Consider the following 17,957-nt stretch of genomic DNA (forward strand, 5'->3'; position numbering starts at 1 on the left):
CCGCCCCGGCGCCGCGCCCAAAAAAAGATCGGGGTGCCGCCCTCGGGATAGGCGCCGCGCGGCGGGGTTAGCGGCGGGCGGCGCGGCGGAGGTGGTGGAGGACGGCGCGGGCGGCGTGGTGGCCGGGCATGCCGTGGACGCCGGGGCCGGGCGGGGTGGCGGAGGAGCAGAGGAAGAGGTTGGGGCGGATGGTGGTGTAGGGATTGGCGGCGAGGCGGGGCCGGATGACGGACTGGAGTCCGGAGTAGGCGCCGCAGGCGATGTCACCGCCGACATAGTTGGCGTTGCGGGCGGCGAGACCGGCGGGCCCGGTGACGGCGCGGGCGAGGACGAGGTCACGGAAGCCCGGCGCGAAGCGCTCGATCTGGCGCTCGACGGCATCGGTGGCGTCCCCGTGCCAGTTGTGGGGGACGTGCCCGTAGGCCCAGAAGACGTGCTTGCCCTCGGGGGCGCGGGAGGGGTCGATCACGGACGGCTGGGCGGTGATGAGGAAGGGCGTCTGCGGCGGGCGGCCGGTCACCGCCCGGTTGAGGGCGTCGCCGATCTCGGTGTAGCTGGGCCCGATGTGCACGGTGCCCGCGCGCCGCGCGTCGGGGGACGTCCACGGCACCGGCCCGTCCAGCGCGTAGTCGATCTTGAAGACGGAGGCGCCGTAGCGGTAGCCGCGGTACGCGTCGCCGAGTCCGGCGATCCGGGCGAGCGCGGTCGGCGAGGTGTCGAAGACATATGCGCGGGCGGGCGGCAGCTCGTCGAGCTTGCGGACGGTGACGCCGGTGCGGATGACGCCGCCCAGTTCGGTGAGGTGCCCGGCCAGCGCGTCGGAGATGGCCTGGGAGCCGCCGCGGGCGACCGGCCAGCCGTTCTCGTGCGCGGCGAGCGCGAACATCATCGCCATCGCCCCGGTGAACGGCTGCGTGAGCCGGGTGATCGCGTGCCCGGCGAGCCCGGCGATCAGCGCCCGCGCCTTGGGGTCGCGGAAGCGCTGGGCGAGGACGGCGGCGGGCGGCGTGCCGGTCAGGCCGAACCGGAGGAAGCGGTACGGGTCACGCGGTATCCCGGCCCACTGCGGCCGGAAGAAGTCCGCGGCGAGGGTGTCCCAGTGACCGGTGTACGGCGCGAGCAGCCGCCGGTAGGTGCCCGCGTCGCGCGCGCCGAGCGAGGCCGCGGTCTCGCCGACCGTGCGGGCGAGAACGGCGGCGGTGCCGTCGGGGAACGGGTGCGCCATCGGGACTTCCGGCTGGAGCCACTCCAGGCCGTGCTCGGCGAGCGGCAGCGCGCCGAAGGCGGGCGAGCCGATGCCGAAGGGGTGCACGGCGGAGCAGGGGTCGTGCCGGAAGCCCGGCAGCGTCAGCTCCTCGGTGCGGGCGCCGCCGCCCACAGTGTCGGCGGCCTCGTAGATCTGCACGGAGAGCCCGGCGCGGGCCAACTCCACCGCCGCCGTCAGCCCGTTGGGACCCGCGCCGACGACGACGGCGTCGGCCACGACCGCGCGGCTCACCTTCCGGCCGCCATCAGCTCGGTGACCTGCCGTGCGGTGGCCTCGTCGCGGGCGAGGGTGAAGGGCAGTTCGTTGCCGCCGGGGATCGAGAAGGGCGCGCCGGACGCCGTACGGCTGACGCCGCCCGCCTCGGTGGCGAGCAGCAGTCCCGCCGCGTGGTCCCAGGGCGCTTCCCAGAAGAAGGCGACAGCGTCGATCGCGCCGCGGGCCACGTCCAGGTAGGCCAGGCCCGCGCAGGTGCAGGGGGTGCAGACCGCGCCCGAGGCGTCCAGCCGGGTCAGGGCGTCGCGTTCGTAGCCGGTGCGGTAGACCGGGTTGGAGGTGGACAGCCGCAGCGGCTCGCCCGCCTCGGGGGTGCGGGTGTGCAGCCGCTCGCCGTCCAGATGCGCGCCCCGGCCGCGCCGCGCGGTGGCGAACAGGCCGCGCTGCGGGGCGTACGTCCAGGAGGCGAGCGGTACGCCGTCGCGCACGAGGGCGACCAGGGTGGCGAAGCCGTCCTCGCCGCGGACGAAGGCGGAGGTGCCGTCGACCGGGTCGACCACCCACACCGGGTCGTCGCCGCCCAGCCGTTCCAGTACGCCGCTGTCGGCGCTCACCGCCTCCTCGCCGACCACGACGGAGCCGGGCAGCAGCGCGGTCAGCTCTTCGGTGAGCCGTTCCTCGGCGCGCCGGTCGGCGGTGGTGACCAGGTCGTACGGGCCGCTCTTGCGCGAGATGTCGTCGTCGCCGAGCCGCCGCCAGCGCGGCACCACCTCGGCGGCGACCACCGCTCTGATCACGTCTTCGACGGCGGCGAGCAGTGCGTCGTCCACGCCGTCGCCGACGCCGTCCGCGCCCGCCGCGTCACCCGATACCGCACCGACCTCATTGCCCATGCCGCCATCCAATCAGACCCGGGCGCCGCGCGGTTCCCGCCCTGTGGACAACGGCCGTCCCACGGGTGCGGGCAGCCGCGGCGCTGCCGCCGCGGGCCCGCTCCCCCAGGTCAGCCGCGCGCCGGGACCCGGCCGCGCGATTCAGCCCAGCACCGGGATGATGTGTTCGCCGTACGCGTCGATCGTCGCCTCCTTCGCGTCGTGCATGTCGTAGACCGCGAACTGGTCGACGCCCAGGTCCCGCAGGGCCCGCAGCTTGTCCAGGTGCCGGTCGACCGGGCCGATCAGGCAGAAGCGGTCCACGATCTCGTCGGGCACGAAGGCGGTGTCGGGGTTGCCCGAGCGGCCGTGGTGCGCGTAGTCGTAGCCGTGCCGCTGGGCGATGTACTCGGTCAGTTCCTCCGGCACCAGGTCGGAGTGTTCGCCGTAACGGCTGACGAGGTCGGCGACGTGGTTGCCGACCATGCCGCCGAACCAGCGGCACTGTTCGCGGGCGTGCGCGAGGGCTTCGGGCGAGTCGTCGGCCGTGACGTAGGCGGGCGCGGCGACGCAGACGGTGACCGAGGCCGGGTCGCGGCCCGCCTTCTCGGCCGCGTCCCGTACCGCCTTCACCATCCACTCGGTGAGGTAGACGTCGGCGAGTTGCAGGATGAAGCCGTCGGCCTTCTCGCCGGTCAGCGCCAGCGCCTTCGGGCCGTACGCAGCCATCCAGACCGGCAGTTCGCCGTTCTCGACCCACGGCAGCCGCAGCGGGGTGCCGTCGACCACGGCCTCGCGGCCCTCGGCGAGGTCGCGGATGACGGTCATCGCCTCGCCGACCCGCGCGAGGGTGTTGGGCTTGCGCCCGGCGACCCGCATCGCCGAGTCGCCGCGGCCGATGCCGCAGACCGTGCGGTTGCCGTACATCGAGTTGAGGGTGGCGAAGGTGGAGGCGGTCACCTCCCAGGTGCGGGTGCCGGGGTTGGTGACCATCGTGCCGACCTTGAGCCGGTCGGTGTGGTCGAGGATGCGGCTGTGGATGACGAACGGCTCCTGCCACAGCACGGCGGAGTCGAAGGTCCAGCCGTACGTGAAGCCGTTGCGCTCGGCGCGGCGCATCAGGCCGACGACGTTCGAGGCGGGTGGATCGGTCTGCAGCACGAGGCCGAAGTCCATGGCGCCGCTCCTTCTGTGAGGCTGAGGGCTAGATCAGGTACTGACAGATGCCGCGCGGCGTGTACTGGCCGTGACCGGCCCGGCCCACGTACGACCGGTCCTCGATCACGGGCACCCCGCGGGACAGCACGGTCTCGACCCGGCCGGTCGTCCGCTTGCCCTCGTAGGCGGAGTAGTCGACGTTCATGTGGTGGGTCTCGGCGGACATGACCTGCTCGGCGTGCGGGTCGTAGATCACCACGTCGGCGTCGGCGCCCGGCGCGATGGTGCCCTTGCGCGGGTAGAGGCCGAACATCCGGGCCGGGGTGGCGCAGGCGATCTCGATCCAGCGGCGGCGGCTGATGTGCCCGTCCACGACGCCCTGGTGGAGGAGGTCCATGCGGTTCTCCACGCCGGGCATGCCGTTGGGGATCTTGGAGAAGTCGCCGACGCCCATGTCCTTCTGCCCGGTGAAGCAGAACGGGCAGTGGTCGGTGGAGACCACCTGGAGGTCGTTGGTGCGCAGGCCCTGCCAGAGCGCGGCCTGGTGCTCGCGGGGGCGCAGCGGCGTACTGCACACGTACTTGGCGCCCTCGAAGCCGGGTTCGGCGAGGTTGTCGGTGGACAGGAACAGGTACTGCGGACAGGTCTCGCCGAAGACGTTGAGGCCCAGGTCGCGGGCGGCGGTGAGTTCGGCGACGGCCTGCTGCGCGGAGACGTGCACGATGTAGAGCGGGGCGCCGGCGACGCGGGCGAGCTGGATGGCGCGGTGGGTGGCCTCGGCCTCCAGCAGGGCGTGCCTGACCTCGCCGTGGTAGCGCGGGTCGGTCTTCCCCGCTTCGAGGGCCTGCTGGACGAGGACGTCGATCGCGATGCCGTTCTCGGCGTGCATCATCGTCAGGCCGCCGTTGCCCGCGGCGCGCTGCATGGCGCGCAGGATCTGCCCGTCGTCGCTGTAGAAGACGCCGGGGTAGGCCATGAACATCTTGAAGCTGGTCACGCCCTCCTCGACCAGGATGTCCATCTCCTTGAGCGAGTGCTCGTTCACGTCGGAGACGATCATGTGGAAGGCGTAGTCGATCGCGCACTGCGCGTCGGCCTTGGCGTGCCAGGCGTCGAGCCCGGAGCGGAGCGACGCGCCGACGCCCTGGATGGCGAAGTCGACGATGGTGGTGGTGCCGCCCCAGGCTGCGGCGCGGGTGCCGGTCTCGAAGGTGTCGGAGGCGGTGGTGCCGCCGAACGGCATCTCCATGTGGGTGTGCCCGTCGACGCCGCCGGGGATGACGTATTTCCCGGTGGCGTCGATGACGGTGTCGGCGGTCCAGCCCGCCGCGGTGTCGCTGTCGTGGGCGGCGAGGGCGGCGATCCTGCCGCCCTCGATCAGGACGTCGGCGTGCATCTCGTCGGCGGCGGTGATGACGAGGCCGCCGCGGATCACGGTACGGGTCGCGGTCACTGCGCGGTCCCTCCTTCGGATTCGCCCGGTGCCTGGTCCGCGAGTTCGCTCTGGGCCTGTTTCAGGGCCGCCTCCAGCAGGTCGGCGCCTTCCTCGGCCTCGGCGACGGTGAGCGAGAGCGGCGGGGCGATCCGCAGGACGTTCCCCGCGAGGCCGCCCTTGCCGATCAGCAGGCCGTGCGCGCGGGCCGCTTCGAGTACGGCGGAGGCCGCCGCGGGGGACGGGGTGTCGGTGCCCGGCTCGACCAGTTCGACGCCGAGCATCAGGCCGCGTCCGCGCACCTCGCGGACGATGCCCAGGCCGGCGGAGACGGCGGTGAGGCGGGCCTTGAGCAGGCCGCCGACCCGGCGGGCGTTGCCCTGGAGGTCGTGGTCGAGGAGGTAGGTGAGATTCGCCAGCGCTCCCGCGGTGGTGATCGGGCTGCCGCCGAAGGTGGAGATGGAGTTGGCGTTCAGGCAGTTCATCACGTCGGCGCGGGCCACCACGCCGCCCATGGACATGCCGTTGCCGATGCCCTTGGCGAAGGTGAGGATGTCGGGCGCGCCGGAGCCGCTGTGCGCCTGCCAGCCCCAGAAGTTGTCGCCGGTACGGCCCCAGCCGGTCTGCACCTCGTCGGTGATCCACAGGATGCCGTGCCGGTCCAGGACCCGCTTGAAGGCGGCGAGCAGCCCGTCGGGGCCCGAGGTGAAGCCGCCGACGCCCTGGACGGGTTCGGCGATGAGCGCGGCGACCGTGCCGTTGGCCTGGCCGAGGATGTCCTCCAGGTCCGCGACGCACGCGGCGGTGAACTCGGCGTCCGTCAGATGCGCGTACGGTCCGCGGCTGCGCACCCCGCCGTGCACGTACAGCGTCTGGAGCGGGGACAGGCTGGTCGGCGACCAGGCGCTGTTGCCGGTGATGCCGATCGAGGTGAAGGAGCGGCCGTGGTAGCTGTTGCGCAGCGCCAGCACCTGGTTGGAGCGGCGGTAGGCGGTGGCCAGCAGCAGGGCCGTGTCGTTGGCCTCGGTGCCCGAGGTGGTGAAGAAGACCCGAGCGTCGGGGATGCCGGACAGCCGGGCGATCCGCTCGGCCAGCTCCACGGCCTGGCGACTGAGGTAGAGCGTCGAGGAGTGCAGGATCTTCCCGGCCTGCTCGGCGACGGCGGCGGTGACCTCGGGCAGCGCGTGCGCGGTCATCGTGGTGAGGATGCCGCCGAAGAAGTCCAGGTAGCGGTTGCCCTCGGCGTCCCAGACGTGGCGGCCCTCGCCGTGCGTCAGCTCGATCGGCCGGGCGTAGTACGTGGCCAGCCAGTCGGGCAGGACGGCGCGGTGGCGGGCGTGCAGCGCGGCGTGCGCGCTCTCGGTCGCGGTGGCCATCGCTCAGCCCTCCGTCAGGTCGCCGTAGGCGTCGGGCCTGCGGTCGCGGTAGAAGGCCCAGGTCTGCCGGACCTCGTCGATCAGGTCCAGGTCCAGGTCGCGGACCAGCAGTTCCTCCTTGGTGTCGGAGGCGGTGCCCTCCACGAACTGGCCGCGCGGGTCGACGAAGTAGCTGGTGCCGTAGAAGTCGTTGTCGCCGTACTCCTCGCGGCCGACCCGGTTGATCGCGGCGATGAAGTACTCGTTGGCGACGGCCGCCGCGGGCTGCTCCAGCTTCCACAGGTACGCCGACAGGCCGCGGCTGGTGGCCGACGGGTTGTAGACGATCTGGGCGCCCGCGAGGCCCAGGGCGCGCCAGCCCTCGGGGAAGTGGCGGTCGTAGCAGATGTAGACGCCGATCCGGCCGACGGCGGTCTCGAAGACCGGCCAGCCGAGGTTGCCCGGCTTGAAGTAGTACTTCTCCCAGAAGCCGTTGACCTGCGGGATGTGGTGCTTGCGGTACTTGCCGAGGACGGTGCCGTCCGCGTCGATCACGGCCGCGGTGTTGTAGTAGACGCCGGGCTGCTCGATCTCGAAGACCGGCACGACGATGACCATGCCGGTCTCGCGGGCCAGCGGCCGCATCCGCTGGACGGTCGGCCCGTCGGGGACGGGCTCCGCCCACCGGTAGTGCTCGGCCTCCTGGACCTGGCAGAAGTAGGGGGCGTTGAACACCTCCTGGAAGCCGATCACCTTCGCGCCCTGCGCGGCGGCGGCCCGGGCGTGTTCCTCGTGCTTCGCGATCATCGATTCCGTATCGCCGGTCCAGGTGGCCTGGACGAGCGCGGCACGCACGACATTGCTCATGAGCAGCTCCTCAGACGTGGCAGCTTCACGCCGGTAGTCCCGTTCTACGCCCGTAGATCCCAGCCGTGGGGAAGAACGTAGAAGCGCCCTACCCACTGTGGCAAGACCGCTACCGTTACCGGGCGAAGACGATCACGTTTCCCCCTCGGGGAACCCGTTCGGCGGCGCGCGCCCGCGTCAGCCGCCCGGCAGGCCCGCCCGGCGCAGGGCGGCCACGATGTCGCGGCGGCGGGACTTGGAGACGGCTTCCGCGGCGTCCAGGACGGGAACGGCCAGGCCGGGGCGGGCTCTGACCACGGCGGCGGCGTCCTCGGGCGGACGCGCCCGGGCGAGCGTCCGCAGGAGTTCGCCCGCCTCCTCGTGGCGCCCCGCGTCGGCCAGGTCGCCCGCGATCGTGGCCAGGTCGGCGGGCGGGCGCGACGCGGCCTGGTGCAGGAGCGTGCGGCAGTCGCCGGTACGGCCCGCGGCGGCCAGTTCAGAGGCGGCGGCGGCCAGCGGGGCGCCGGGCAGGGCGGCGACCTCCCAGAGCAGGGTGGCCACATCGGCGGCCAGTTCGGTGCGCTCCAACTCCCTGAGCAGGTAGGGCAGTCGGGGCGCCGGGCCTTCCGCCGCCTCGCAGATGACGACGTAGGCGGCGCCACTCTGGCCGGTACGGCGCAGCTCGCCGAGGCGCGCGGCCTCCTGCCGCGCCTCGGCCAGCCAGCGCGGGTCGAGGGTGGGCCGCGCCTGGCGCGGTTCCGCGCTCTCCGGAGCGCCGGCGAAGCGCGCGCCGCGCGGGGTGGCGCGTACGGGTCCCTGGGCAGTCGCCTGCGGGGCCGGGGCGGCGGGGGCGCCCGCGAAACGCGCGCCGCGCGGCACCGACCGCTCCAGGGGCGTTTCCTCGGCGGCCGCCGCCTCCTCGAAGGCCCCGGCGAAGCGTGCGCCGCGCGGGCGGGAGGCGCCCTTGGTGCGCGCGCCGGCCGCCTTGGCGGGCCGCGGTCGCGCGGCTTCCTCGGGGCGGGGGTCGCGGGCCCAGGAGGCGGTACGGGCGGCGGGCGCGGCGGGGTCGCGCTCAGGGGGCGAGGAGGGTTGGGCGGCGGGCGAAGAGAGCTGGGCGGCGGGGTCGCGCTCGGCGGGCGGGGAGGGCTGGGCGGCGGGATGGCGCTCGGGCGTCTGGCGGAACCAGTCGGCGGCCGGGGGCGCGGCGAAGGCGGCCAGCCGGGCGCGGAGTTCGTCGCAGCGGGCGGAGGCCCGCTCACGGTCGTCGCGGGCCCAGGCGAGGATGTTGGCGAGCCGGGCGGTGGCGGCTCCCGCCGGGTCGGCGGGGGCCTGGTCGAGGGCGCGGGCCGCCTCGCGCTCGCGCAGCAGCGCCATGTCACGGGCCCGCGAGGTCATTTCGAGCCGGAGGCGGAGCGCGCTCTCCGCGCCGGGCGCGGCGTCCCACTCCGCGACGGCGGCGCGGTGCAGGACCCGGGCACGGGACACCTCCGCCTCGTCGAGCGGCGCCCGGACGGCGGCGGCCAGATCGTGCAGGACGGCCCCGACGACGTCCCAGGGCGGTATGTCCGCGCCGCCCTCGTAGGCGTGCGCGGCCTCCGGCTCACGCCCCGCGAACACCCCGTACCAGCCGGGACGGTCCCCGAGCGCCGCCACCATCGACCGGAAGTAGAACGTGAACTCCGTTGCCGCACCGGCCAGTTCCGTTGTCATCACACCCTCGCATCCGCCGCCCCCGCTCCCCGCGCCCGGTGGGCATTCGACACCCACGGTGTTACGGCGCTGCTACGGGGAGTTTTCAACGGCGGACGATTTCGACAGTCAAACTTGCAAGTTTTCCTGTCGAGGTCGTACGGTGCAACCATGCCCACTCAGGACCAGGCGCGGGTCGCCGACGAGCTGACCACGGTGATCGCGCAGCTCCAGCGCCGGTTGCGCACCGCGTCGGCCTCGGCGCAGGGCGCGCTCACGCCCTCGCAGGTCTCGGTGCTGGGGCGGATCGGCAGCGAGGGTCCGGCGACCACCGCCGCCCTGGCCCGCGCCGAGATCGTCCGGCCGCAGTCCATGCGGATGACGCTCGCGGCCCTGGAGGAACGCGGCCTCGTCGCCCGCTCGCCGCACCCCACCGACGGCCGTCAGGTCGTCTTCTCCCTCACCGAGGCAGGGGTCCGGCTGCGCGGCACCGGCCGCCGGGCCCGGCGCGGCTGGCTCGCCGAGGCGATCGCCACCGAGCTGTCCGCCGAGGACCAGCGGCGGCTGACCGAGGCGCTCGGCATCCTCCAGCGCCTGGTCAAGGCGTGACCGCACAGCCACGACCCCGCGACCCGAACAGCACGGCAACACCGTTCACCGCACAGGGAGTTACCCGCATGACCGCCACGACGATCGACCCCCGCACCGCCCTTGTCGTCATCGACCTCCAGCGCGGCATCGTCGCGCTGCCCACCGCGCACCCGGCCCGCGAGATCGTCGCGCGCGCCGCGAAGCTGGCCGCCGCCTTCCGCGAGCGCGGGCTGCCGGTCGTGCTGGTGAACGTGGCCGGGGGCCCGCCAGGACGCAACGAGGGCCCGGCCATGAGCGGTTCGCTGCCCGCCGACTGGACGGAGCTGGTGGACGAACTGGATGTCCAGGACGGCGACATCAGGATCACCAAGCTCCAGTGGGGCGCCTTCCACGGGACCGCGCTCGACCTGGAGCTGCGCCGCCGCGGGGTCACGCAGATCGTGCTGGCCGGCATATCGACCAGCATCGGCGTCGAGTCCACCGCCCGCGCGGCCCACGAACACGGCTACCACGTGACGGTCGCCGCCGACGCGGTGACCGACACCGACGCCGAGTCGCACGCGCACGCGTTCGCCAAGATCTTCCCGCGGCTGGCCGAGACGGCGGGCACGGACGAGATCATCGCCCTGCTGCCCGCCGCCCCGGCCGCCTGAGCGGAGTACCCGCGTCGAGGCAGGTCAGCGCGTGGGAACCACCACCAGCGCCGAGCCGCCGCCGCGCCGTACCGGCTCCGCCGCGGCCAACCACCGGCCGTCGGAGAGCCGTTGCACACCGGTGGCGGCGCCAATCTCCGGATTCTGCGTGAAGTGCTGCCCGAGGGCTTCGAGTTGGGCCTTGAGCGGGCTGTTCCACAGGGCCGGTTCGAGTTCGGTCGCCGCCGCGTTGCGCTGGCTGGCGCGCGGCGCGGCGATGGCGTCCACCAACGGCAGGCCCCGGTCGACGTGTTCGGTGAGCACCTGGAGCACGGTGGTGATGATGGTCGCGCCGCCGGGCGAGCCGACCGCGAAGTCCACCCGGCCGTTCTTCAGCACGATCGTCGGCGAGATCGACGAGCGGGGCCGCTTGCCGGGCCCCGGCAGGTTCGGGTCGTGCACGGCCGGGCTGGCGGGCACGAAGGAGAAGTCCGTCAGCTCGTTGTTGAGCAGGAAGCCGCGGCCGGGGACCGTGATCGCGCTGCCGCCGGTCTGCTCGATGGTGAGGGTGTACGCGACGACGTTGCCCCACTTGTCGGCCACCGTCAGGTGCGTGGTGTTCTCGCCCTCGTAGGTGGTCGGCGCGGCCTTGCCGGTGGCGGCGCACGGGGTGGGGTGCGCCGGGTCGCCGGGCGGGAGCGGGCTGGTGAGCGCCGCGTCGTCCTTGATCAGGCAGGCCCGCGAGGCGGCGAAGCCCTTGGAGAGCAGCCCCGCGGTCGGCACCTGCTCGAACGCCGGGTCGCCGACCCAGCGGCCCCGGTCGGCGAAGGCGATCCGGCTGGCCTCGATGTAGTGGTGCAGATACTGCGCCTGGTCGGCGTGCGCCAGGTCGGTGTGCTCCAGGATGTTCAGCGCCTCGGCCACCGTGGTCCCGCCGGACGACGAGGGCGCGGGCCCGTACACGTCGAGGCCGCGGTAGGTCGTGTGCGTCGGCGCCTGGGTCTTGGCGTGGTAGGCGGCCAGATCCGCGGCGGTCAGGTCACCGGTGCGCACCACGCGGGTGGACGCCGGGTCGACCGGGGGTTTGCGTACGGTCCTGACGATGTCCGCGCCGATGTCGCCGCGGTAGATCGCGTTGATCCCCTTGCGGCCCAACTCCTTGTACGTGGTCGCCAGTTGGGGGTTGCGCAGGGTGGAGCCGACCGCCGGGGGCTGTCCGCCGGGCAGGAAGAGCGCGGCGGTGGCGGGGAAGTCCTTGAAGCGGTCCTGGTTCGCCGCGGTCTGGGAGTTGAAGGTCGCGTCCACGGTGAAGCCGTCGCGGGCGATCCGCTCCGCGGGCTTGAGGACGTCGCCGAGCGAGCGGCTGCCCCAGGAGTCCAGGGCGGTCTGCCAGGTGGCAGCGGTGCCGGGCACGCCGACACTGCGCCCGCTGGTGACCGCGTCGGCGAAGGCGAGCGGCTGGCCGTTCTCGACGAAGAGCTGGTCGGTGGCGCTGCGCGGGGCGGTCTCGCGGCCGTCGATGGTGGAGACCTTGTGCTGCCGCGCGTCGTAGTAGACGAAGTAGCCGCCTCCGCCGATGCCCGAGGAGTACGGCTCGGTCACGCCGAGGGCGGCGGCGGTGGCGACGGCCGCGTCCACGGCGTTGCCGCCGCGCCGCAGCACCTCGATGCCGGCGGCCGACGCGTCGGCGTCCACGCTGGCGACCGCTCCCCCGTAGCCGACGGCCAGCGGGGTCTTGGCCGTGGAGCCGGGCGGATGCGCGGGGCCGCCGTGCCGGGCGGGCACCGCGGCGGTGACCGCCGCCACCGCCGCGGTGACGGCGAGCGCGGCGACCGCGCGGACGGCGGTCCTGCGGACGCGGGACCCGCGGACGGCCGTACGGGACGCGCCCGGACCGCCCCCCGGACCGCCGCCCAGACCGCCGCCCGGACCGCCGTCCGGTCCGCTGTCAGAACGCGTGCCCGCGGCCCTGCCCCGGGCGCCGCCGGGGCTGCCGCCCGGGCCGCTACGGAGACCGGTGTCGCCACCACTGCTGTCACTTGTGCGTCGCATTGCGGAGTCCTCCACTCAACGGGCGTCCCGGAAGCGTAACTTCACCTCTCCTGTCCCGTCAGGACCGCGTATCCCCGCGGTGGGTCGAACACCGCTACGATGCCGCGCCATGAGCGACGACCTCCGCAATCTCGTCCTGGGCCTGGTGGCCCTCGCCATCGGCGCCGCCCTGGGCTGGTTCGCGCGCACCTACTTGCTCAGCCGCAGGCTCCAGCGCAAGCAGCGCTTCTTCGGCCTGCCGAAGGACTCCGAGTGCCTGCTGGTGGTGCCGCGCGACCCCGGCTCGCGGGGCTGGAGCCTGGCCAGGCACGACGCCTTCGCGCTGCTGGAGCTGGCCGCGGTGATCAAGGAGTGTGGGGCGCACGCCGAGGTGCTGGCGCACGACACGGCCTGGCAGGGCTTCGGCGCGCGCACCGAATTCTGCATAGGCGGCCCGGCCGCCAACCTCCGGCTGGCCGCGCATCTGCGCTCGATGCTGCCGGGCGTCGAGATCGACACCGACCCGGCGCCGGGGCCCGAGCAGGGCGCGATCAGCGTCGGCGGCGAGACGTACCTGATGGAGAAGGGCGCCGTCGAGTACGTGCTGCTGGCCCGGCTGGCCGCCGCCCGCGACTCGGGCAACGACCGCCCGGTCTTCCTCTCCTCCGGCCAGCGCGGCATCGCCAACCAGGCCGCCGTCCGCTATCTGGCCAGGCACCAGGTGCGGCTGGCCCGCAAGCACGGCGCCGACGCGACCTTCTGCCTGCTGCTGAAGGTGGTCAATTCGCAGGCGTACGGCTCCGACGTGGTGGAGCTGGTCGCGGACGTCACGAAGGCCGCGACGACGGCGCCGAAGGCGCCCAAGGGCGGCAAGGTCATCCCGCCAGACCGATCACCAGCCACATGAGGGACGCTCCGCCGACCGTGCACAGCAGCGTCGAGGTCGACGGGTGCGGGCTGTGCGCCTCGGGGAGGATGTCCGAGGTCGCCAGGTAGAGCAGGAAACCGGCGAAGAAGCCGAGGTAGAGGCCGAGGACACCGGCCGGGATGGTGAAGGCGAGGGTGACCGCGGCGCCCGCCACCGGCGCCAGCGCGTCGGCGCCGAGCAGCAGCCGCGCCCTGCTGTGGTCGTTGCCGTACATCCGGGTGATCGTGTACGTGTTGAAGCCGTCCGCGAAGTCGTGCGAGACGACCGCGATGGCCACCACGATGCCGACGGTGCTGCCCGCCTGGAAGGCCGCGCCGATCGCGAAGCCGTCCATGACGCTGTGCCCGACGAGCGCGGCGCCCGCGGTGAGGCCGATGCCCTTGACCGGGGCGTGGGCGTGCCCGTGGCCGTGCGCGTGCGGCGCGTACTCGCCCTCGTGCGCCCGGTGGATCGCCACCGAGCGCTCGACGATGTGCAGGGCCAGGAAGCCGGCGACGAACATCAGCAGCGCGGCGGGGACGCCGAAGACGTCCCGCGGCTGCATGTCCAGCGCCTCGGGCAGCAGGTCGAAGCCGACGACGCCCAGCATCAGACCGGCCGCGAGGCCGAGGACGAGGTGCCTGCGGTCGCCGATGCGCTGGGCGACGAACCCGCCCACCAAGGTCATCGCGAACGCGCACGCGGCTATCAGGACCGGCATGAGGTCATGATCCATGACGCCCGGCGCGCCCGCGACTCAGGGGTACCCCTGAGCCTTACCGACCGTGACCGGCGCGGTGTCCCGTCCCGACCGTCCTCAGCACCGCCTGGGCCATCGACTGCTCGCCCTTGGCGTTCGGGTGCGCGGGCGCGGCGGGTGACGCCGGGGCCAGCGGCTCGATCCAGCGGTCGGCGGGCGCCTTGCACATGTCGTGCCCGACGGTCGGCTTGTACGTGTCGACGTAGCGCGCCCCGCCGAGCAGCGCCTCGACCCGCAGCATCGCGTTGAGCTTCTTCTCCACGTCCCTCAGATACGGGAAGTCCCCGGCCGCGAAGGGCACGGACGGGAAGCAGCCCACGCCGTCGTCGGGCAGCAGGTCGGGGTAGCCGACCAGGACGACCTCCGCGTGCGGCGCCCTGCTGTGGACCGCGCGCAGCACCTGGGCGATCTTGGGGGCCGTCTTGAGGATGGTCACGGTGAGCTGGTCGACGCCCGTGGCCCGGTAGTGGTCCTTGCACGGGCTGCCCGTGACGTCGGTGACGCTCAGCCCCGCGCAGGTGGCGATGATCGGGCCGAAGCCGACGTCGTTGCCGCCGATCTGCACGGTGACCAGCGTCGTGTCCCGGTGGACGGCGTCGAGCTGCGGGCCGTTGGTGCCCTGCGGCTTCCACATCTCGGCGGTGGTGGCGCCGCCGCAACTCACGTCGGTGAACGACGCGAAGGCGTTCGCGTCGTTCACCAGCGACGGGTAATTGCGGTCGGAGCGCGCGCAGTTGGCGTCGACCTGGGTGGGGATGGCCGGGCCTGAGGTGTACGAGTCCCCGAGCGCGACATAGTGGACGGCCGGTGCCGGGTGCCCGTGCCAGGGCGGGCGGCCTCCTGAGTGGGCCGCCGCGGGCGAGACGGTGGCGGCGGTGAGCGCGAGCGCCCCGCCGAAGGCCGCGGCCACGGTGACGGCGGTGCGCCTGCCGGACGTCCTGCCCCGTACGCTCCCGGTTTCGGTGTCCTTGTCGCCCGCGGTGCCGTTTCCGTTGCCCAGACCTGCGGCCATCGAGCCCTCCCCTGGTGTCGTCATTGACGATGCTCAGGCTCGGGTGTGCTCGCATCGCTGTCAATGGCCCGTCGCTCCCGCGTCGTTCGGGCTTCACGTTCCGTTCCGGCGTCGGTGATGTCGAGGAACACCCGGTCGGCGGTGGGCCACTTGGCGTGGATGTCGCGCCGGATGCGCAGGCTGACCTCCTCGACCCGCTCGCTGTCCAGGCCGCCCACCAGGTCGATCCTGGCGGCCACCAGCGTGGAGTCCAGGCCGAGCCGCATGGTGAGCAGTTCCTCGACGGTGTCGATCTCCCCCTGCCCCAGGAGCAGTTCGCGGATGCCGTCGCGCAGTTCGGCGTCGACCGAGACGCCGATGAGCTGGTGGTGGGCGGTGCGGCCGAGGGTGAACGCGACGACCATCAGCAGGGCGCCGATCGCCATCGAGGCGATGGCCTCGCCCAGCGCGTTGCCGGTCGTCATGTGGATGACCATGCCGGCGGCGGCGAACAGCACACCGATCACGGCGGTGCCGTCCTCGGCGAGGACCGTCCGCAGCGCCGGGTCGTCGGCGCCCTCGTCGGACCGGCGCGCCTGGACCACCGCCTTGAGCAGCGAAGCGCCCTCGGCGAGGAGCGCGATCAGCAGGACGGCCAGACCCGCCACGTATCCGCTGCGGGACTCGTCCTCCGTGCCGCCGAGCGCGTGAATGCCCTGGTAGAAGGAGAAGCAGCCGCCGAGCACGAAGATGCCGACGGCGGCGAGCAGCGACCAGAAGTAGCGCTCCTTGCCGTAGCCGAAGGGGTGGTCGCTGTCGGGCGCGCGGCGGCTGCGGCGCAGCGACAGCAGCAGGAACACCTCGTTGAGGCTGTCCGCCACCGAGTGCGCGGCCTCCGAGAGCAGCGCGGGCGATCCGGAGAAGAGGCCCGCGGCGGTCTTCGCGGCGGCGATCACCAGGTTGGCGCCGAGCGCGACGAGCACCGCTCCCTTGGTGCCCTCGTCGCGCTCGCCGCCGGTGGCGTCCGCGCCGGGCTTCGGCGGTCCGGACGCCGCACGGCCGGTGTCCGTGTCACCGGCGTCCGTACCGCTCGCCTCCGTGCCGCCTGCCGCCGTGTCGCCGGTCTCCGTGCCGCCGGTCTCCGTACCGCTCGCCGCCGTGTCGCCGGTTTCCGTCTCGCCCGTTCCGGTGTGCCCGGAGGGTTCCGGGTCGTCGCCGGTCAGGTCCTGGTCGGTGCTGGTCAGGGTGTGCTCTCCACTCATTCGTGTGTGTGCCCGATCAGCGTCCGGGCCGCGGCGGCGATGGCGTCGGCGTCGATGCCCGCCGCGTGGAGCTGTTCCTCGGGGGTGGCGGAGCCGGGCATGGTGTGGACGGCCAGGCGGGTGAGCAGCGGCATCGGGTGACCGTTGCCGAAGGACTCCAGGACCGCGTCGGCCAGGCCGCCCTCGGGGTGGTGGTCCTCGACGGTGACGAAGCGGCCGGTGGCCCGCGCGGCGGCGCGCAGCGCCTGGGTGTCGACGGGCTTGACCGAGTAGAGGTCGAGCACACGGGCGCGGATGCCGTCGGCGACGAGCCGGTCGGCGGCGGCCAGCGCCTGGTGCAGGGTGACGCCCGCGCCGATGAGGGTGACCTGGTCCTCGGGGTGCTCGCGCAGCACCCTGCTGCCGCCGATCGGGAAGTCCTCCTCGGGCCCGTAGATCACCGGGGTGGCCCCGCGGGTGGCGCGCAGATAGCCGACGCCGGTGCGGTCGGCCAGCGCGGCGACGAGCTTGGCCGTCTGATTGGCGTCGCACGGATACAGCACGGTGCTGCCGTGCACCGCGCGCATCATCGCCAGGTCCTCCAGCGCCATCTGCGACGGGCCGTCCTCGCCGATCGCGACGCCCGCGTGCGTGCCGACGACGTTGAGGTCGGAGCGGCTGACCGCGGCCATCCGCAGGAAGTCGTGCGCGCGGGTCAGGAACGCGGCGAAGGTGGCCGCGTACGGTGTCCAGCCGCGTACGCCGAAGCCGACCGCGGCGCCGATGAGCTGCTGCTCGGCGATGTAGCACTCCACGTACCGCTCGGGGTGCTCCTTGGAGAACAGCTCGGCCTTGGTGGAGTCGCCGACCTCGCCGTCCAGGACCACGACGTCCTCGCGCCGGGTGCCGAGCGCGGCCAGCGCCTCGCCGAAGGCGGTACGGGTGGCCACGTCCTCGCCGATCCGGTACTCCGGCAGCGCCGCGGACGGGTTCCCGCCGCGCTCGCGCCGCTCGGCGTCCGGCGGACGGCGTACGTGGACCCGCAGGTCGCGTACACCGCCGAGCTCGCGGATCGCGGCCTCGGCGTCCGGCAGCGGCTTGCCGTGCATGCCCTCGCGGTCCTCGACGGCCGCGACGCCGCGGCCCTTGCGGGTCCTGGCGATGATCGCGGTGGGCGCGCCGCGGTTGGTGCGCGCGGTGGTCATCGCCTCGTCCACCGCGGCGATGTCGTGGCCGTCGATCTCGACGGTGTTCCAGCCGAAGGCGCGGATACGGCGGGTGTAGGCGCCCAGGTCCCAGCCGTGCCGGGTGGGGCCGCGCTGGCCGAGCCGGTTGACGTCGAGAATCGCGGTGAGATTGTCGAGCCCTTCCATGCCGGCGTGCTCGAACGCCTCCCACACCGAGCCCTCGGCCAGCTCGCTGTCCCCGCACAGCACCCAGGTGCGGTACGGCAGGTGCTCCAGGCGCTTGGCGGACATCGCGACGCCGACGCCGATCGGCAGCCCCTGGCCGAGCGATCCGGTGGCGACGTCGACCCAGGGCAGCCGGGGCGTGGGGTGGCCCTCCATGCGGCTGCCGAGCTTCCTGAAGGTCAGCAGTTCCTCGTCGGTGATCGCGCCCGCGGCCTTGTAGGCGGCGTAGAGCAGCGGTGAGGCGTGGCCCTTGGACAGGATCAGGTGGTCGTTGCCGGGGTGGTCGGGGCGGTCGAAGTCGTAGCGCAGATGGCGGGCGAAGAGGACGGCGGCCAGATCGGCCGCGGACATCGACGACGTGGGGTGGCCGGACCCGGCGGCGTCGGCGGCGCGTACCGCGTCCACCCGCAACTGCTGGGCGAGTTCGGTGAGCTCGGCCGTGTCGACCGGTTCGGTGTCGTGCGTGGTGACGTCGTTCATGGCGGCGTCTCTCCCTTCGTGGCGTGGTGGCCGCCTCGTGCCGCCACCCGCTCCCGTGCGTGCCGCTCTTCCTGCTTTCC

At 73.5% G+C, this 17,957-nt stretch carries 15 protein-coding genes; 3 read left to right on the top strand and 12 right to left on the bottom strand.

Translation table 11 applies throughout. The features are described 5' to 3' along the window. Nucleotides 1-67 precede the first annotated feature (67 nt). From ACIP4Z_RS24860 to ACIP4Z_RS24890, 7 genes are all read right to left on the bottom strand, one after another. Nucleotides 68-1,483, bottom strand: coding sequence for an FAD-dependent oxidoreductase (locus tag ACIP4Z_RS24860; RefSeq protein WP_391163766.1), 1,416 nt, complete (start codon nt 1,481-1,483; stop codon nt 68-70). Between the two features lie 11 nt (nt 1,484-1,494). Beyond that, nucleotides 1,495-2,373: an inositol monophosphatase family protein gene (locus tag ACIP4Z_RS24865; RefSeq protein ID WP_355339114.1), complete on the bottom strand. Its 879-nt coding sequence runs from the start codon at nt 2,371-2,373 to the stop codon at nt 1,495-1,497. A gap of 141 nt (nt 2,374-2,514) precedes the next feature. Next, on the bottom strand, nt 2,515-3,528 hold the full coding sequence (locus ACIP4Z_RS24870) for a TIGR03842 family LLM class F420-dependent oxidoreductase (RefSeq protein ID WP_188281266.1): 1,014 nt from the start codon (nt 3,526-3,528) through the stop codon (nt 2,515-2,517). Nucleotides 3,529-3,556: 28 nt separating this feature from the next. Further along, the gene (hydA, locus tag ACIP4Z_RS24875) at nt 3,557-4,963 is read right to left on the bottom strand and encodes a dihydropyrimidinase (RefSeq protein ID WP_355339110.1); all 1,407 of its coding nucleotides are present in this window, start codon (nt 4,961-4,963) and stop codon (nt 3,557-3,559) included. Continuing rightward, entirely contained in the window at nt 4,960-6,318 is a 1,359-nt protein-coding gene (locus tag ACIP4Z_RS24880) for an aspartate aminotransferase family protein (RefSeq protein WP_355339107.1), read from the bottom strand. The genes hydA and ACIP4Z_RS24880 overlap by 4 nt, the downstream gene beginning before the upstream one ends. A 3-nt stretch (nt 6,319-6,321) precedes the next feature. Continuing rightward, nucleotides 6,322-7,164 (bottom strand): nitrilase-related carbon-nitrogen hydrolase, encoded by an 843-nt coding sequence (locus tag ACIP4Z_RS24885; protein ID WP_401311562.1) that lies wholly within the window; start codon nt 7,162-7,164, stop codon nt 6,322-6,324. A gap of 177 nt (nt 7,165-7,341) precedes the next feature. Next, nucleotides 7,342-8,853, bottom strand: a complete 1,512-nt coding sequence (locus ACIP4Z_RS24890; protein ID WP_401311565.1) for a hypothetical protein — start codon at nt 8,851-8,853, stop codon at nt 7,342-7,344. A 150-nt stretch (nt 8,854-9,003) separates the two neighbouring features. Here ACIP4Z_RS24890 and ACIP4Z_RS24895 point away from each other — a divergent pair, with 150 nt between their 5' ends. Together ACIP4Z_RS24895 and ACIP4Z_RS24900 are read left to right on the top strand one after the other, a co-directional pair. Continuing rightward, nucleotides 9,004-9,441, top strand: coding sequence for a MarR family transcriptional regulator (locus ACIP4Z_RS24895; RefSeq protein ID WP_355339098.1), 438 nt, complete (start codon nt 9,004-9,006; stop codon nt 9,439-9,441). 68 nt (nt 9,442-9,509) lie between these two features. Then, the gene (locus ACIP4Z_RS24900; RefSeq protein WP_401311568.1) at nt 9,510-10,076 is read left to right on the top strand and encodes an isochorismatase family protein; all 567 of its coding nucleotides are present in this window, start codon (nt 9,510-9,512) and stop codon (nt 10,074-10,076) included. Nucleotides 10,077-10,100: 24 nt separating this feature from the next. Here the strand turns inward: ACIP4Z_RS24900 and ggt are convergent, their stop codons facing one another. Continuing rightward, the gene (gene ggt, locus ACIP4Z_RS24905; RefSeq protein WP_401311571.1) at nt 10,101-12,107 is read right to left on the bottom strand and encodes a gamma-glutamyltransferase; all 2,007 of its coding nucleotides are present in this window, start codon (nt 12,105-12,107) and stop codon (nt 10,101-10,103) included. A gap of 109 nt (nt 12,108-12,216) precedes the next feature. Between ggt and ACIP4Z_RS24910 the strand changes: the two genes are divergently transcribed. Then, complete coding sequence (locus ACIP4Z_RS24910) at nt 12,217-12,993, top strand: hypothetical protein (protein ID WP_391049520.1); 777 nt, start codon at nt 12,217-12,219, stop codon at nt 12,991-12,993. Here the strand turns inward: ACIP4Z_RS24910 and ACIP4Z_RS24915 are convergent. The 4 genes from ACIP4Z_RS24915 to ACIP4Z_RS24930 all read right to left on the bottom strand — a co-directional run bounded on the left by ACIP4Z_RS24915 (nt 12,962) and on the right by ACIP4Z_RS24930 (nt 17,877). Further along, nucleotides 12,962-13,714 carry a ZIP family metal transporter gene (locus ACIP4Z_RS24915; RefSeq protein ID WP_355339086.1) on the bottom strand — a complete coding sequence of 251 codons (753 nt, stop codon included), beginning with the start codon at nt 13,712-13,714 and terminating at the stop codon, nt 12,962-12,964. The two genes, ACIP4Z_RS24910 and ACIP4Z_RS24915, sit on opposite strands and share 32 nt — an antisense overlap. Nucleotides 13,715-13,769: 55 nt before the next feature. Continuing rightward, nucleotides 13,770-14,765, bottom strand: coding sequence for an SGNH/GDSL hydrolase family protein (locus ACIP4Z_RS24920; RefSeq protein WP_401311576.1), 996 nt, complete (start codon nt 14,763-14,765; stop codon nt 13,770-13,772). A gap of 20 nt (nt 14,766-14,785) precedes the next feature. Beyond that, the gene (locus ACIP4Z_RS24925; protein WP_401311794.1) at nt 14,786-15,727 is read right to left on the bottom strand and encodes a cation diffusion facilitator family transporter; all 942 of its coding nucleotides are present in this window, start codon (nt 15,725-15,727) and stop codon (nt 14,786-14,788) included. A gap of 275 nt (nt 15,728-16,002) precedes the next feature. Next, the gene (locus tag ACIP4Z_RS24930; RefSeq protein WP_401311579.1) at nt 16,003-17,877 is read right to left on the bottom strand and encodes a transketolase; all 1,875 of its coding nucleotides are present in this window, start codon (nt 17,875-17,877) and stop codon (nt 16,003-16,005) included. Nucleotides 17,878-17,957 lie beyond the last annotated feature (80 nt).

This window comes from Streptomyces sp. NPDC088910 (assembly GCF_044749865.1).
In the GTDB taxonomy this organism is placed as follows: domain Bacteria; phylum Actinomycetota; class Actinomycetes; order Streptomycetales; family Streptomycetaceae; genus Actinacidiphila.

What these genes read in the sequence shown, in the direction of transcription:
- ACIP4Z_RS24870 (WP_188281266.1), bottom strand. Translation starts at nt 3,528, where the DNA reads ATGGACTTCGGCCTCGTGCTGCAGACCGATCCACCCGCCTCGAACGTC.
- ACIP4Z_RS24890 (WP_401311565.1), bottom strand. Translation starts at nt 8,853, where the DNA reads ATGACAACGGAACTGGCCGGTGCGGCAACGGAGTTCACGTTCTACTTC.
- ACIP4Z_RS24895 (WP_355339098.1), top strand. Translation starts at nt 9,004, where the DNA reads ATGCCCACTCAGGACCAGGCGCGGGTCGCCGACGAGCTGACCACGGTG.
- ACIP4Z_RS24910 (WP_391049520.1), top strand. Translation starts at nt 12,217, where the DNA reads ATGAGCGACGACCTCCGCAATCTCGTCCTGGGCCTGGTGGCCCTCGCC.
- ACIP4Z_RS24915 (WP_355339086.1), bottom strand. Translation starts at nt 13,714, where the DNA reads ATGCCGGTCCTGATAGCCGCGTGCGCGTTCGCGATGACCTTGGTGGGC.
- ACIP4Z_RS24880 (WP_355339107.1), bottom strand. Translation starts at nt 6,318, where the DNA reads ATGGCCACCGCGACCGAGAGCGCGCACGCCGCGCTGCACGCCCGCCAC.
- ggt (WP_401311571.1), bottom strand. Translation starts at nt 12,107, where the DNA reads ATGCGACGCACAAGTGACAGCAGTGGTGGCGACACCGGTCTCCGTAGC.
- ACIP4Z_RS24900 (WP_401311568.1), top strand. Translation starts at nt 9,510, where the DNA reads ATGACCGCCACGACGATCGACCCCCGCACCGCCCTTGTCGTCATCGAC.
- ACIP4Z_RS24920 (WP_401311576.1), bottom strand. Translation starts at nt 14,765, where the DNA reads ATGGCCGCAGGTCTGGGCAACGGAAACGGCACCGCGGGCGACAAGGAC.
- ACIP4Z_RS24885 (WP_401311562.1), bottom strand. Translation starts at nt 7,164, where the DNA reads ATGAGCAATGTCGTGCGTGCCGCGCTCGTCCAGGCCACCTGGACCGGC.
- ACIP4Z_RS24930 (WP_401311579.1), bottom strand. Translation starts at nt 17,877, where the DNA reads ATGAACGACGTCACCACGCACGACACCGAACCGGTCGACACGGCCGAG.
- ACIP4Z_RS24865 (WP_355339114.1), bottom strand. Translation starts at nt 2,373, where the DNA reads ATGGGCAATGAGGTCGGTGCGGTATCGGGTGACGCGGCGGGCGCGGAC.